This window comes from uncultured Eubacterium sp. (assembly GCF_937958975.1).
Classification (GTDB): Bacteria; Bacillota; Clostridia; order Lachnospirales; family Lachnospiraceae; genus Eubacterium_G.
Genome location: NZ_CALGRE010000058.1, coordinates 1 through 16,452 on the forward strand (window position 1 = coordinate 1; position 16,452 = coordinate 16,452).

General features: G+C 36.8%; 9 protein-coding genes and 1 tRNA gene. 1 reads left to right on the forward strand and 9 read right to left on the reverse strand.

Annotated features, from left to right (window positions below):
• The 8 genes from Q5O86_RS10585 to Q5O86_RS10620 form a co-directional block, all read right to left on the reverse strand.
• Positions 1–469 (reverse strand): hypothetical protein (locus tag Q5O86_RS10585; protein ID WP_302627119.1); only part of this gene is annotated, 469 nt, incomplete at its 3' end.
• A 90-nt stretch (positions 470–559) separates the two neighbouring features.
• A tRNA-Arg gene (locus tag Q5O86_RS10590) sits at positions 560–631 on the reverse strand.
• A 111-nt stretch (positions 632–742) separates the two neighbouring features.
• Positions 743–1,753: a DUF5688 family protein gene (locus tag Q5O86_RS10595; RefSeq protein ID WP_302627120.1), complete on the reverse strand. Its 1,011-nt coding sequence runs from the start codon at positions 1,751–1,753 to the stop codon at positions 743–745.
• A gap of 133 nt (positions 1,754–1,886) precedes the next feature.
• A complete protein-coding gene (locus Q5O86_RS10600) occupies positions 1,887–4,577 on the reverse strand; it encodes an ABC transporter ATP-binding protein/permease (RefSeq protein ID WP_302627121.1) in 2,691 nt (896 codons plus the stop codon).
• Positions 4,578–4,769: 192 nt separating this feature from the next.
• Positions 4,770–8,756 carry a glycosyl hydrolase family 18 protein gene (locus tag Q5O86_RS10605; RefSeq protein WP_302627122.1) on the reverse strand — a complete coding sequence of 1,329 codons (3,987 nt, stop codon included), beginning with the start codon at positions 8,754–8,756 and terminating at the stop codon, positions 4,770–4,772.
• A gap of 202 nt (positions 8,757–8,958) precedes the next feature.
• Positions 8,959–9,606, reverse strand: coding sequence for a deoxyribose-phosphate aldolase (deoC, locus tag Q5O86_RS10610; RefSeq protein ID WP_302627123.1), 648 nt, complete (start codon positions 9,604–9,606; stop codon positions 8,959–8,961).
• A gap of 2 nt (positions 9,607–9,608) precedes the next feature.
• A complete protein-coding gene (typA, locus tag Q5O86_RS10615) occupies positions 9,609–11,441 on the reverse strand; it encodes a translational GTPase TypA (RefSeq protein WP_302627124.1) in 1,833 nt (610 codons plus the stop codon).
• Between the two features lie 76 nt (positions 11,442–11,517).
• Entirely contained in the window at positions 11,518–12,153 is a 636-nt protein-coding gene (locus Q5O86_RS10620; protein ID WP_302627125.1) for a YigZ family protein, read from the reverse strand.
• A gap of 147 nt (positions 12,154–12,300) precedes the next feature.
• Between Q5O86_RS10620 and Q5O86_RS10625 the strand changes: the two genes are divergently transcribed.
• A complete protein-coding gene (locus Q5O86_RS10625) occupies positions 12,301–14,859 on the forward strand; it encodes a transglycosylase domain-containing protein (protein WP_302627126.1) in 2,559 nt (852 codons plus the stop codon).
• A gap of 97 nt (positions 14,860–14,956) precedes the next feature.
• Here Q5O86_RS10625 and gdhA read toward each other — a convergent pair whose 3' ends face one another.
• On the reverse strand, positions 14,957–16,291 hold the full coding sequence (gene gdhA / locus Q5O86_RS10630) for an NADP-specific glutamate dehydrogenase (RefSeq protein ID WP_302627127.1): 1,335 nt from the start codon (positions 16,289–16,291) through the stop codon (positions 14,957–14,959).
• Positions 16,292–16,452 lie beyond the last annotated feature (161 nt).

Consider the following 16,452-nt stretch of genomic DNA (forward strand, 5'->3'; position numbering starts at 1 on the left):
ATACTACATATGTGTTATCATATGGACCTTCCTTGGTATAACATTCTATATCGCTATAACCTGCTACATGTGTTCTCTGTTTCACGCTATTGATATCGTACATATTCCCTACATACTGTGCTAATACCTGAGAACGCTTCTGTTCATCTTCAATTAGAAATGCATTCATATAGTTTTTTATTACATCTGATATCTCAGGATATTTTTCATCTTCCAGCGGATTGTCTAACGTCTGTTTTTCAGAATTTTTTGAAGAATCTCCGGTAAAATGAATTATCAGAAATATAACTCCAGCCACTAATACTACAGCCAATAAAACTGCAATGATGATATCTATTCTCAATTTTGATTTCTTTTTTTCTTTTTTGTCCCTTTGTGCCGCCCTTGTCTGCTTATGTTCCTCTTCAACCTCTTTTAATAAATCTTCCAGCTCTGAACTGATTCGATTTTTTTTGTTTTCAGTGCTCACAATAGATACACTCCTTTATCTTTAAATTACATATTCAAACATATAGTAACAAAAAAACAGTAAAAATACAATTATTGTGTAATGTTATAATGCATCCGGCGGGAATCGAACCCACAGCTCTGCCTCCGGAGGGCGGCGTTTTATCCATTAAACTACGGATGCAATTTTTAACATTCCAATATATTTTACATTAGAAAACTATATTAAGCAACTAAAATCTTAAGGAAACTATAATTTTAATTTTATATTGATATTTATTCAGAAGATAGTTATTTAATATTCAATCTCATTAATATCTTTCCTGTAAATATAAACATGGTTCGATAATACATCAACAGGTTCGAGCTGTGTCTTGTTTACCTCATGTATCATCCGGTCTATATCCCCCTTATTCCAACTCACTCCGGGAATTAAAATAACCTCATGAACAGAGCTTGGAATAATATATATATCCTCTCCTTTCTTTTCAGCAAATTCACGAATTGCTCCCGGATATGTTATACATACAGCGCCATTCGTTTTTAGAGTATTTGTCATGACATACATATCCATATTCTCATTCAATTTTAACTTTTCTACTTCCTCTCGTATCATATCGCGGACCTCATGATAAGTATATTGACCATATTTTGTTTCTTCACTCACAATCTCTCCATCTTCACTCTGATTCATATTAACATCAGCTAACATGTCTTCTATCAGCATTTCCGAAACAATATCTTCCATACGCTTAATGACCGGTGGATATTTTTCCCATGTATTTTGAAATGCAATATCCCTTATCTCATGAAAACTCTTATTCCACTGTTCAATATGACTGTTATAAATCAAGGCTGTGGCCTGTCCTTCCTCGTGACAGGCTACCATAATATAAAATATAATTGCTAAATCTAAAAATTTTATATGAGGAACACTTTTTAACATCGTTTTATTCATCTCATAATTCACTAATCTATAATATATCTGTTCTTTTATTTTATCAAAATCGGATAAATCTTTTATACTTATGTTCGTCTTCAAAGTATCGAGACCAAGTAAATACACATCAAAAATTTCATTACATATATCTGCTATATCCTTTCCATGTTTATGCTCATTATAATACTCTCTCAAATATATCGTGGGTGTAGCCTTATCGCATTTTCTCATAATACTCACTGCACGCATTCTAACATTATTATTTTTCGTTACATTTCTAATAACCACTATCCCTTCATCTAATTTTTCCTGTACCAGTTTTTCAAGCCCTCTTTTTACTTCCTTTGTAAACTTTTCATAATTCATGGTGTATCCCCCTGTATTTGAATTATATTCAGTTACATAAAGTTTATATTCGATATGTTTTTAATTATATAACGTCTCTTATTTTTTTTCAACCAAAAAGTGGTGTCAGCATTTGCCAACACCACACTGTTTTTTATTTATTTCTAATTGCTTCTATCGGTTTTTTCGATGCAATCTTATAAACCGGTATAAAACTTGCAACTGCTGCAACACCGATACTTATTACTAACAGTAATAATATCTGTCTCGGACCGAAATTCAAAATCGTTATCAAAATTCCAGCCTCTTTTCTTATTACACTATTAATCAATGCTGTAACCATTCCCGTTGAAATCATTGCGAGTACAAAATTAATCATGGCAATAATAAAACTTTCCGAGAAGAAAATTTTAAATACATCACTGCTTCTGGCACCAATTGCCCTTAGGATTCCTATTTCCTGCTTCTTATAAGAAATACTTGTAGCAATAAAATTAGACAACATAATTGCTGCAAATAGCGCAAATCCTAACCCTACATATAGAAATACTTTTGCCAGAACCTTAAGCACTTCATCCACAGTATCTAATTCAAATGTAACAGAATTTTGCATTTGATATTTTACATTATCCTTTTTTGTGTAACAATATCTTACAAGCTTCTCAATATCCTCTTTTTTATCCGGCATAGAAGATACTGCAAAATTATAACTTCCACGTTTTTCAGCCCAACCCTGATGATACAGACTATCCGGTATTACATAAGGACTATGCTCCTCATTCGCCTTTATAACACCTACAATTTTCCAATTATTCTCAACCTTACTCTCCTCATTATACATTCCATATTCGAAATTAAAAGATGGGTCATTTTTCAAATACTCTAATAATTTCTTGCTGTCCACCTGACTATCACTGTTGTATATCTGACAGTCAGGAACAATAATCTCATTATCCGCTAATTTTTTCTTTTCTCCATTTACCCATGTGATTTTCGATGCATCGACATCAGACAGTTTTGTGATGGAATCTGCATAAAAATTATAAGAATTATTGCTTAAATCCATATAAAATCCGTCGATGGAAACTGATTTATCATTACTGTGCAACATCTTTTCCACATGACCTTCCCCGGTCATAGCAATGGTAGCTAAACTATATCTCTGTATTCCATCTAACTCTCTGCTCAAGGCAAACATCGCAAGCGTCTGAGCATTCGTTTTTCCCTTTGTACTTTCCCCAATACTTTTATATCTGTTAAAATCTACTTTTGTATCTATAATACCTGTCACAATATATTTATTTCCCTGTATTTCCAGGCTTTTACCTATCATATCTTTATAGTTACCGATTTTAACCAGATTTTTTCCATCCATATAACCCATTTTTTCATAGGTTTTATAGATATATTCACTGATAGCAATTTCATTTTTGCTGCCATCCGGCAATGCTCCCTCCAACAATTTATAACCGAAATCGTCCAGACTTTGTTTCGTGATATCCGAAAATCCCTGAAATTTTGTTGCATAAGCACAATATGACTCGTTTTCCGATAAGCTCTCAAGCAACGATTTACTTTCGTCCAGATTGCTCAATGCACTGCCCTCTTCATCCGGTACATACACTCCCTTAAATTGTCTTCCCGTATCCTTGCTTATTTTTTCTAAATCCTTATCTGTCAGTTTATGGCTCCATTCATCCCACCATCCAAATCCGTCCTCATCTACATAAACGGATTTAGAAACGGAAGCATACTGTATTTTAGAATCTGAGATAGAATTTGTACATGTCTTTATGTGATTATAATTTCCAAAAGTATCTGCTAAGGCAAACATCGCAAATGCTGCAAATGATAAAGCAATGGTTACCACCAGCCTAAACTTCTTATGTTTCAATCCGCTTGCACCGATTTTAAAGGAGTTTTTCATTGGAAGCTTTGACTTAATCAACTTAAATTCTCCATCTACATAATCGATATCCTGCTGATTCGTTTCCTTAAATCTTCCACTGCCCTTCTTAGCTGCTCTTATTTTTCCTTTGATACCTTTTGACACACTATCCATATACTCGTTAATGGCAATTCTGTCATCTTCTGTAAGATGATATCCCTCTGATATGATAAATCCATCTTCCTCAAATTGTATTCCTGCATCAAAATCTGAATCATCCTCCGATACTCTTTCAACATCTGAAATCACATTACCATCTGCAAGCTCTATAATTCTGTCACCATATATTTCGGCAAATTCCCTGTCATGAGAGACCACAATCACAAGCTTCTCTTTTGATAATTTCTTCAATGTATCAAATACCTGTTTTCCCGTATTCGAATCGAGAGCCCCTGTCGGTTCATCCGCCATAATAATCTGTGGCTTCTTTACCAAAGCTCTGGCGATAGCAACTCTTTGTTTCTGACCACCGGATAACTCATTTGGTTTTCTATCTCCGAAACCATCTAAATCCACTTCTCTTAATATTTTACTGATTTCCTCATCCGATGCTTTGCGCCCCTGTAATTCAATTGCAAGAGCAATATTGGCGCCAACACTAAATTCTTCCAATACATTGTATTCCTGAAAAATAAATCCTACATATGTATTTCTGTAAGAATCAAAATGACTTTGTTTAAAATCTTTAGATGAAACACCTTTTATAATAATCTCTCCATCATCATATTTGTCTAAGCCACCTAAGAGATTTAAAAGCGTTGATTTTCCACTTCCTGACTTTCCCAAAAGGAATATCATTCCTTTTTCCGGAAACTTTAGGGATATACCTTTTAAGGCTTCCACTGTAACGCCTTTTTTTGTTTTATAACTCTTTCTTAAACTTCTTGTCTCTAACATTTTCCTATACCACTCTTTCGATTGTATTATTCGCGAATTAATTGTACTATCTCAATTAGTACAATTGTATTATAGTTAGACTGGTACAATATGTCAAGCAATTTTTTTATTACCAAAAAATAATCACCGAAAGCGGTATCACAATCACAGAAAAACCTGCTTGCTGAAAAATACGCAAACAGGTTTTTTATTTTACTGTGTTTTTACGATTGTTGTTCCCCAATCATAGTCTACCTCTTTATAAGAAGGCTGAACTTTTGAAAGAATATTTTGATATAAGTAATCATGCGAATCTTTATTCGTCATTTTTCTGTTCTGATAAAGCACATCTGCTACATCATAGATTGTTGTAGCGTTTATGGCAGTATAGCTCACACTTCCATCTTTCATCTTTGCATACGCCCTGACCATCATCTTTTCACCATAAAAATCTGCCGGTACATTACCAAATGTCATTGTCATGGCATAACTTGAGGCATCCGGATTGTCACCAAAGGTAAAATTATCCAACCGCCCGATTTCTATAGTACCTTTATGATTTGTGACATATTTACTCTGACTGTCTATGGTCATCTCATTCTCTGTCGCATATTTTCCAAGACCATATACGAGTCCAACCTCTGAAACTTCATCATTCGGGTCATATACTGAATAGACAGTTCTAAATCCGCCAAGCGTTGTACTAATCTGATGACCATTCATTTCAATATACATTTCTTTTGAGACAGACGGTTCCGTCGTAGTTTCTTCATGTTTTGTAACTGTAAAATCTGCGACATTGACTGCTCCCGCCTCTGCTGTAAGCGAAATCTTATATTCTCCCCTTGCCGGGAAAGCTATTTCTGCTGTATGTTCAACAAAATTTTCCCAACCACTGCTTTCCTGCACCGGTATCGTCGCTGTTGTCTGATTGTTCAGCTTTATAAGCATATTTTTTGCATTCCACTGTGCATCACCTGCTGCAAGTTTCAACTTGAATGTATAAGTTCCTTTTTCCTGAACTCTTATATAATAATCAAGTGTTGAACCGTCCTTTAGGTTTCCGGCATATTTTGTTCCCCCTGTGTTCATTGTAATGTTGCTGCTCTTTGATACATAAGCATCTACGGCAACCGTTCCCGGAACATCTGTAATTGTCGGGTCTTTTACCCCTGTTCCGGTAGATACTGTATCTTTAATTACTTTCAACAGGGAATTGCTTCCAAAAGAATCCTGTCCTAATTCCCATATCATGATACCGCCATAGGACTTACTGAGTTCTGCCTTTTCTTTAATAGTATTCTCACCGTTATAATACACAGTCTTTCCGTTCACCGTCGCTGTATCAGACCATCTGTTATTTACATTCGCACTTAAAATCTCTGCATAAGTAAATGCATCACTGTATCCCCCTGGTCCATATCCATAAAACGGTACACCAATGACTAAGCGGTCATCACCAATTCCCTTGCTCCTGTAATGAGAAAGCTGATTATTTACAAAATTCATGGATGCAACCGGACCGTTTCCCGCATTTTCATCATAGGTCATCAGATTAATAAAATCAAAATAATTATATGTACTATTCTGAATAGAACCTGTAAACCATGAAGACACTGCCATAGTCAGAAGTTTATTCTGCGCCTTTAATCTTCCTGATAACTCACTGATAAACGAATCAAAATTACTCCATGTATTTGCATCAGAAACTTCAATATCAATATCTACACCATCCAAATTATTTTGGGTTACATAATTCATAATCTGATTTACGATACTTGTCCTTTTTGCAGTGGTACCAAATGGATTATCACTGGTGTTAAATCCTCCACCGCCACCAATAGCAATCAAAGCCTTAACATCATTCTGATGACACTTATTTACAATATTCTGTGTTGTTCCTGCATCAAATCCCGATGTTAATGTGCCATTTGCATAAGTCATAAAAGACAATACACAATGCGTTAATGCTGAAAAATCGATACTATTGATTGTTCCTGAACGATAAGACGGTAAATATCCTACAACTCTATTCGCCGAAGTGGTAATGTTTTCCTGTGGCAGTGTGGCTATTTCCTCAGGCTGTGTAGTCTGCTCTGTCGTAAAATCATCTACCTTTTGTGCTGTAAAATCTGCTACATTACATGAGCCGCCATCTGCTACGATAGATAATTTATGTTGCCCTGCGGAAGTAATGTTAATTGTAACAGTATGGTCTATAAATATTTCCCAATCTGTACTTCCCTGCACCGGTACTGTTGCTACTGTCCGGTCATCAAGTTTTATCAACATATTTTTTGCATTCCACTGTGTATTACCTGCTGCAAACTTGAAATTTAATTGATAACTTCCTGACTCCGCTGCATTAATTGTATAATCCAGATACGAATTACTATTCAAGTTTCCTGCGTAAAGTATATCTCCCGTCTTGTTAAATGTAATTCCGTCTGACTTTGATGTATATGCTCCTACAGATACTGTTCCCGGAATCTGATTCGTCACTGCCGGCGGTTCTGTACTGCCGCCAAGTCTTTTCGCCAATTGGTCATAATATAACGACTGCGGAGATAATGTACTGCCGGTCCCGATACCCTCTTTATAATCTTCCGGTGCAGTATTTACGGTTCCATATTGAGAACTCATTGTTGTCGGTGTTGTCTTAACTGCCGTCGCAGCTCCCTGTGTTCCGATAATATAACCATATCCGTACTGACGGGAATCAATAATATAATTATTTCCTGATTTATAACGGTTTCCCTTTGTATTCCAGAAAACAGTCTGTGTTGAAGTATATCCGTGTCTGTTTCCGGCAGTTCCTCCATATGGTCTGACATTTGACTCTACAAAATCACCGTTTAATTCTTCATTATCAATCAAATTTGACATACTCAAATACATATGGAAATCACTGCCATACTTTGGGTCTGTCGATGTGTAATGATAAATTACATTCCCATTTGCATAAGAATACTTAAACGAAAAACTATGTCTTGCACTTGTGGATGAACAGTCTTTAATCAATGTTTCCTGTCCGCATATATTCATACCATATCCGTTTCCACCGCCACCTTCATACTGTGGATGGCTAAAATCACAACTGTCTACTGTTAAGTTTCTTGTCTTATTAATGTCAAGACCGTTCGAACTCATATGAACCCGACTAGCGTTTCCCGCCTGATATGTCGCTATGTTTTTTGCAAAACAGTTTATATTCAATGAAAACTTAATTAGAAATGCATTATTTGTATTATAAGCTCCGGTTCCACTTGTCTTATAATCCTCTTCTCCCCATCCGTTAGAATTACTGTTTGACTTATTTCCAATTGAAAAATCACTTAATCCCACATTCGACTGCTTTGGACTTACCTTATAAATTCTGGCATTATCTCTCGTCTTCATATAATATCTTGTAGGGATATCAATTTCGACAGTCTTTGCCGATATATTAACCGATGTAATCTGTCTGTAGAATGTCACACCCATTGTAGATGCATTGACACTTTCTGACCAGAACCCGGACATTCCATGTTCATTAATCCACGCTGAAGTTCTGTTGCTTCTGATAATGACCCAGTCGCCTTTTTTGAAATTGCTCACATCATTGACATGAATCGTTGTTGTCGGCGCCTCCGGAACATCCTGTGTTAAGTAATAGGTTTTTCCATCATCCGCACTATCCCATGTCGCACCGTTTGGAGATACATTAATGACCTGACAATATCTCATATTTTCAGCATAACATCGGATAAAGGTCTTTCCAACTCCGGCTCCCTTAAAGAGAATATTGCTTCCTTTAATTCTGAGAGCTGCTGAATATTCATTAGATGAAGGCTTTACTTTGAATGTTCCTTCCGGAAGATAAACAGTGCCTCCGCCTGCTGCCTCAACGGCATTAATTGCGCTCTGAATCGCGCTTGTAGAATCATTGGTACCGGTTGCGTCTGCGCCGTAATCAACTACATTGGCATACTTACCCGACATCTCTGTGGGCAAATCTTTTTCTCCTTTTTCATAACCGGCATATGAAAAATCATGTAAAAACTGCCCACTACTATTTGTGTATCCCGACTCCCAATTTTCAGGATATAATGCACTACGCCATGTAGCGGCAGCCTGTGTCTGTGTTCCCGACAAGCCTGATGGTAATATTGATACTATCATCAAACATGTCAATAGAACTGATAATAACTTCTTAAACATAGAAGACCCCCTTAAAAAATATTGTTTTATATTTTTTAATCCAAGCCCTTTCAAAGTTAATATTACATTATTTTTCCATATAGTCAATACAGTTTTTATACAAAAGTGACAAAAAACATTTTTATTTTTTTAATGTTTTATGCATATATTACAAATAAAAAAGAGAGAATTTTTTACATCCTCTCTTCTAAACATTTTTATGTTATTCTTTTATTTCCTGAATAATTCGGCTTGTTCCCAGCCTTTCTGCGCCAAGTTCAATAAACTTTGCAGCCTCTTTTACTGAGCCTATACCACCTGCTGCTTTAATTTTAGTATTGTTTGAAATGTTTTTAACAAGTGTTTTAACATCCTCAAAAGTTGCACCGCCAACAGAAAATCCTGTAGATGTTTTAATATAATCTGCTTTAGACATGGAAACAACTTCAGACATTCTGACTTTCTCATCCTCTGTCAAAAGACATGTCTCAACGATTACTTTGAGCAGCCTGCCGTGACATGCATCCTTCACTTTATTGATTTCACTAAACACAGCATCATAATTGCCTTCCTTTACCCAGCCTAAATTGATAACCATATCTATCTCTGACGCACCGTTTTCTACTGCCTCCGCTGCCTCAGCACACTTTATGGCAGTCGTATTGTAACCGTTTGGAAATCCAATAACAGTACATATGGGAAGTTTTCCCTCCACATATTCTGCTGCCCTCTTTACAAAAGATGGCGGAATACAGACAGATGCGGTTTTATATTGCATTCCCTCATCACATAATTTCTGAATCTGCTGCCATGTTGCACCCGGATTTAACTGTGTATGGTCTACTCTTTCTAATATTTCTTTTATCTCCATAATTAACTATTCTGCTTTCTTATATTTGCTCTCTTTCTAAGCGTCGGGTCAAGTATCTTCTTTCTGATTCTCAAGCTCTCCGGTGTAATCTCTAACAATTCATCGGTATCGATATATTCCAATGCCTGTTCCAGGCTTAATTCTCTCTTTGGAACCAATCGTAAAGCTTCGTCTGAGCTTGATGTTCTCGTATTTGAGAGATGTTTTGTCTTGCAGACATTAACTTCAATATCTTCCGCTCTTCCTGTCTGACCTACAATCATTCCTGAATAAACCTTCTCTCCCGGTCCAATAAATAAGGTTCCTCTCTCCTGCGCATTGTAGAGACCATAGGTAATTGCTTCTCCTGCCTCAAAAGCAATTAGAGAGCCCTGTTTTCTGTACTGAATTTCTCCCTTAAAAGGACCGTAATCATCAAATACAGTGTTGATAATTCCATTTCCCTTAGTGTCTGTAAGGAACTGACCCCGATACCCAATCAGTCCACGGGAAGGAATAGAAAACTCAAGTCTTGTATAACCATCTCCCGTTGGAGCCATTCCCTGCAACTCACCTTTTCTGTTACTTAATTTTTCGATAATTGCCCCTGAAAATTCATCCGGCACATCAATATAACAAAGTTCCATAGGCTCTAATTTCTTACCGCGTTCGTCTTCCTTGTAAATAACCTCAGCCTTACTTACAGCAAACTCATAACCTTCACGTCTCATATTTTCAATCAATACAGATAAGTGAAGTTCACCACGACCGGATACTTTAAATGCATTCATATCCCCGGTCTCTTCTACTCTAAGTGATACATCTGTATTTAACTCTCTCATCAATCTGTCTCTGATATGACGCGATGTCACAAACTTTCCTTCCTGACCTGCCAAAGGACTATCATTTACCATAAAATTCATAGATATTGTCGGGTCAGAAATTTTCTGGAACGGAATTGGCTTCGGATTTTCCACAGAACATATCGTATCTCCGATACTGATATCCGCAATACCTGAAATAGCCACAATAGCTCCCACTGTAGCCTCTGTCACTTCTTTCTTATCCAATCCTTCAAATTCATAAAGCTTGCTAATTTTTACCCTCTTTGTATTTTCCGGGTCATGATAGTTTACCAGGGTTACATCCTGATTTACTTTAATCGTTCCATTATCTACCTTGCCAACACCGATACGGCCAACATATTCATTATAATCGATTGTACTGATAAGTACCTGTGTATCCTCATCCGGATTGCCCTCGGGAGCCGGAATATAATCTATTATTGTCTCAAATAATGGTTTCATATCCACATCTTCATCATCCATGTCAAGTTTTGCAAACCCCTGTTTTGCAGATGCAAAAACAAAAGGACATTCCAACTGTTCTTCGTTTGCATCTAATTCAATAAATAATTCAAGGACTTCATCTATCACAGCATCCGGTCTTGCTTCCGGTCTGTCAATCTTATTGATGCAGACAATTACAGGAAGGCTCAACTCTAATGCTTTCTTTAACACAAATCTTGTCTGAGGCATAGCACCTTCAAATGCATCCACTACGAGAATTACACCGTTTACCATTTTCAATACACGTTCAACTTCTCCGCCAAAATCGGCATGTCCCGGAGTATCGATAATATTAATCTTTGTATCTTTATAAGTAACTGCCGTGTTCTTAGATAAGATAGTAATTCCTCTCTCCCGCTCCAAATCATTGGAATCCATAACACGTTCTGCCACTTCCTGATTTTCTCTAAAAACACCACTCTGTTTTAAAAGTTCGTCAACCAATGTTGTTTTTCCATGGTCGACATGGGCAATAATGGCAATATTTCTAACATCTTCTCTTATCATGATATCTCTATATCTCCTTTGGTTATTACAAATTCATCCTTACGCATTGTATCACAATATAATTTTTTTTCAATATCTACTTATTTATAATAGGTTCTCCGTAATCAATTTCTGTCACGTCACTCCACACCGCCTGATTACTTGTCACATCTACTATATTGTTTTTAAAATTAGCAAAATCTTCCTTTTTCATTTCTATAGAAAGTTTTACACCTGCACCATACTCTTCCTGTGCCTTTATGTTGAACTGTCCCATAATATACTTTATTTTTCCAATGCTGTTATAATCCGTCTCCACTGTAAACGCTACACCCGAACACACCCGCATTACCTGTGCATTTTTTAACCCCTCTTTTGATGACAAACCATACGCTCTGACAAGTCCGCCTGTGCCAAGCAGCGTTCCTCCAAAATATCTGGTTACAACAATTAATGTATTATGAATGTTTCCATTTATTAACACCTCTAAAATGGGTTTCCCTGCAGTTCCCTGCGGCTCCCCGTCATCACTGAATCTCTGGATTTCGTTGTTTCTTCCTATTACAAAAGCAAAACAATTATGTCTCGCATCCCAATACTGTTTTTTTATTAATTCAATATTAAAAAGAGCTTCCTCCTCAGTCTCCACAGGAATAACATGTGCTATAAACCTAGACTTTTTTTCTACAATCTCACCCTCGCCGCTTTTGCTCACAATAAAAAATTCATTCATATGTATTCACCTCTCCAATACTATAACACAATTATAATATGGAATGAAGAATGAACTTTTCATAGGGCGACATTTTTCCCCTTTATTAAATCATATCCTTTTGCTATAATAATTGTAATCATTTTTCGAAGAATAGGAGATTATATAATGAATTTCGGATATAAGGAGACGATGACCAAACAAAAAGACTTAGTTTCCGTACAAAAAAAAGTAATGTCTAAGTCTCTTGTTTCAGTTTTGAAAATATTTCTATATATAATGTTACTTCTTATTTTAACAATTGGCTTTCTGCTGCTCGGTATTGTACACGGAATTATCAAAAGCGCACCTTCCATAGATGACGTATCGATTGTTCCTTCCTCTTACTCGACAACAGTATTTGATGCCAATAATAAGGAGATTGCCAAACTTATTACCAGTGGTTCTAACCGTATAAAAGTTTCACTGGACCAGGTTCCAACACATCTCAGATGGGCATTTGTCGACACCGAAGACGCCAGATTCTATGACCATAACGGTATCGATATTCAGGGTATTGGACGAGCTGCCTTTATTGCAGCCACTACATTACATGCATCAGAGGGAGCCAGCACAATAACACAGCAGGTATTAAAAAATAATGTATTTACAGACTGGACGTCTGAAAATTCATTTATGTCTTCTCTTAAGAGAAAAATTCAGGAACAATATCTGGCAGTGCAGTTAGAGAAAGTAACTTCAAAAGAAACAATTTTAGAGACATACCTAAACACCATTAATCTGGGAGCAAACACCTTAGGGGTACAGGCAGCATCTCTGAGATACTTTAACAAGGACGTGAGTAAAATTACAATTTCCGAAGCCGGAGTTATCGCAGCAATCACTTCCAGCCCTGAGGTATACAACCCTATCACGAATCCGGAAAAGAATGCCAAGAAACGCGAAAAGGTTTTAAGCAATATGCGCGATGCAAATCATATCACACAAAAGGAATATGATGAAGCTATGGCTGATGATGTGTATGCCCGCATTCAGAAAGTAAACAATAAATTAGAAAAGAAAAATGATAAAGTTTATTCTTACTTTGTGGACGAAGTTGTCAAACAGGTAATGGATGATTTACAAAAAACAAAGGGATACACTTATAATCAGGCTTATAATGCTGTATACAGCGGCGGCTTAAAAATTTATACAACACAGGACTCTCAAATCCAGAAAATTTGTGATAATGAATTATCCAACGAAGAAAATTATCCTTATCCTATCAGTTATTCCATCAATTGGGCATGGTCAGTACAAAATCCCGATGGAACGGTAGATAATTTTGATGAGAGTGATATATTGAATTATCACAAAAATTCTCTTGGAGAATCAAAGTTTAAACTAATTTTTTCTTCCAAAGATATTGCAAAACAGTGTGTCAAAGATTATAAAAAACACCTTAAGAAAAAATATTATAAAAAAGGGTTAAAAGAGGAAGACGGATATACCCAATACGAGACTCTCTACTATAATCCACAGCCACAAGCTTCATTTACGGTAATGGACCAGACTACAGGATATGTAAAAGCGATTGTTGGTGGGCGCGGTAAGAAAAATGTTAGTTTGTCTTTAAACAGAGCAACAAACTCTAAAAGACAGCCGGGTTCTACATTTAAAGTTTTATCCACATATGCACCTGCTATTGACACAATGGGATATACTCTGACTACTACTATTGTTGATGAACCATATAGTTATAGCAGCGGCCGACCTGTTGAAAACTGGAATCATACCTATAAAGGTACCGTAACCGTAAAACAGGCAATTGCCCAATCAATGAATGTATGCGCAGTAAAAACTCTTACTGCCATTACACCTCAGCTTGGTTATGACTATCTGTTAAATTTTGGTATTACTACATTGGTAGATAACCGTGTGGAAAAAGACGGTTCCATTTCTTCGGATATTAATCAGCCTCTTGCGTTAGGCGGCATTACCGACGGTGTAACAAATCTGGAAATGACCGCGGCTTATGCATCGATTGCAAATACCGGAAAATATACAAAACCTGTATTTTACTCGCAGGTTATCGACAGTAACGGACGTATCATTTTAGATAATACAACACCAAATACCAAAACTATTTTAAAGGATTCCACAGCTTATCTTTTGACACAGGCTATGATAAGTGTCGTAAAAGAGGGAACCGGTACTCCTTGTCAGCTTGCAAATGGTATGCCGTCAGCCGGAAAGACCGGTACGACTTCCAGCGCCTACGATTTATGGTTCTGCGGTTATACTCCATACCTTACAGCCTCAATCTGGACCGGGTATGATGAGAACACCGCTCTGACGGGAAGCCAGAATTATCATGAAAAAATTTGGGCAAAAGTAATGAACCAGATAAATGAAGTTAAAAAATATAAAGCCAAAGATTTTGCTACCGGAGAGAGTGTCAAGAAATATACAATTTGTGATTCCTCAGGAAAGGTTGCAATTAAGGGTGTTTGTCCAAAGACACACAAAGAATATTTTGTCAAAGGCAGTGAACCTGATAAATGCAGCTGGCATTCCGCTTATAATAACAATTATGATACTAAGGAAGATAGCACAACAAAAGCTGGAAATGCCGAAACAGAAAAAGAAACCGACAAAGATACTTTTTCTAAAAAGAAATCACCAAAAGATAAGGAAGATGGAGATGATAATGGTTCACCGGCCACAGCTAAACCGGAAGAAGATTAATTAATTTAGAAAATACAAGAAACAGCCGACATTATTTTGTCGACTGTTTTTTGTATGCGGCTATTGCCGCTGTTTTTGATTATTTTAAAGTTTATAATTAAACAATTCCCTGAGCTGTCATAGCTTCAGCAACTTTTTCAAATCCGGCAATGTTAGCACCTACAACGTAGTCGCCTTCAAAACCATATCTCTTAGCTGCATCGTCAATATTATGATAAATATTTACCATGATATTCTTTAATTTAGCGTCAACTTCTTCGAATGTCCATGAAAGTCTCTCTGAATTCTGTGACATTTCAAGAGCTGATGTGGCAACACCACCTGCATTTGCAGCCTTACCACCGACAAACCATACACCGTTTTCCTGTAAATACTTTGTAGCATCAATTGTTGTAGGCATGTTTGCTCCCTCGCAGACACATTTACATCCGTTTGCCACTAACTGTTTTGCATCATCGAGATGTAATTCATTCTGTGTAGCACATGGAAGAGCGATATCACACTTAACCTGCCATACTCCACGACCCTCATGATATTCAGCTGATGGTCTTGCAGCAGCATACTCTGTAAGTCTTGCTCTCTTAACTTCCTTAACTTCTTTCAAAAGTTCTACATCGATTCCTTCTGAATCATAAATCCAACCTGTTGAATCGGAGCATGTCACACACTTAGCACCCATCTGATGTGCTTTCTGAATAGCATAGATAGCAACATTACCAGCACCTGATACAACTACTGTCTTGCCTTCCATAGATTCACCATGGCACTTAATTAATTCTTCTGTTAAATAAAGTAATCCATAGCCTGTAGCTTCTGTTCTTGCTAAAGAACCACCGTATGTAAGTCCTTTACCTGTAAGAACCCCTTCGTATACGCCACGGATTCTCTTGTACTGACCGAACATATAACCGATTTCTCTGGCACCTGTTCCGATATCACCGGCAGGAACGTCTGTATCAGCCCCAATATATTTGCAAAGCTCTGTCATAAAGCTCTGGCAGAATGCCATAACTTCTCTGTCTGATTTTCCCTTAGGGTCGAAATCAGAACCACCTTTACCACCACCAATTGGAAGTCCTGTTAAAGAATTTTTGAAAATCTGCTCAAATCCAAGGAATTTAATAATACCAAGGTTAACTGATGGATGAAGTCTTAAACCACCCTTGTAAGGTCCGATTGCTGAATTAAACTGTACTCTGTAACCTGTGTTAACCTGTACCTGACCCTTGTCATCCACCCAAGGAACTCTGAACTTGAACTGTCTTTCCGGCTCGCAGATTCTTTCAAGTAAAGCTTCCTTTTTAAATTTTTCCTCGTTCTTTTCAATTACAGGTCTAAGTGACTCTAACACTTCATCAACTGCCTGTAAAAATTCTGGCTCGCTGGCATTTTTTTCATGAACCTTTGCCAACACCTCGTCTACATATGACATTCTGTAGTCCTCCTTCTTAAATATAATTTTACTTAATCTCATGTGCCGCGTATAATCATATACGCCTCTCTAATTAACGTCTCATCTTAGACGCCTAAGCCTCTCATACATAAGACTAACCTACATATTTTTCAATGCTCTAAAATTGCAGCACATTCAAT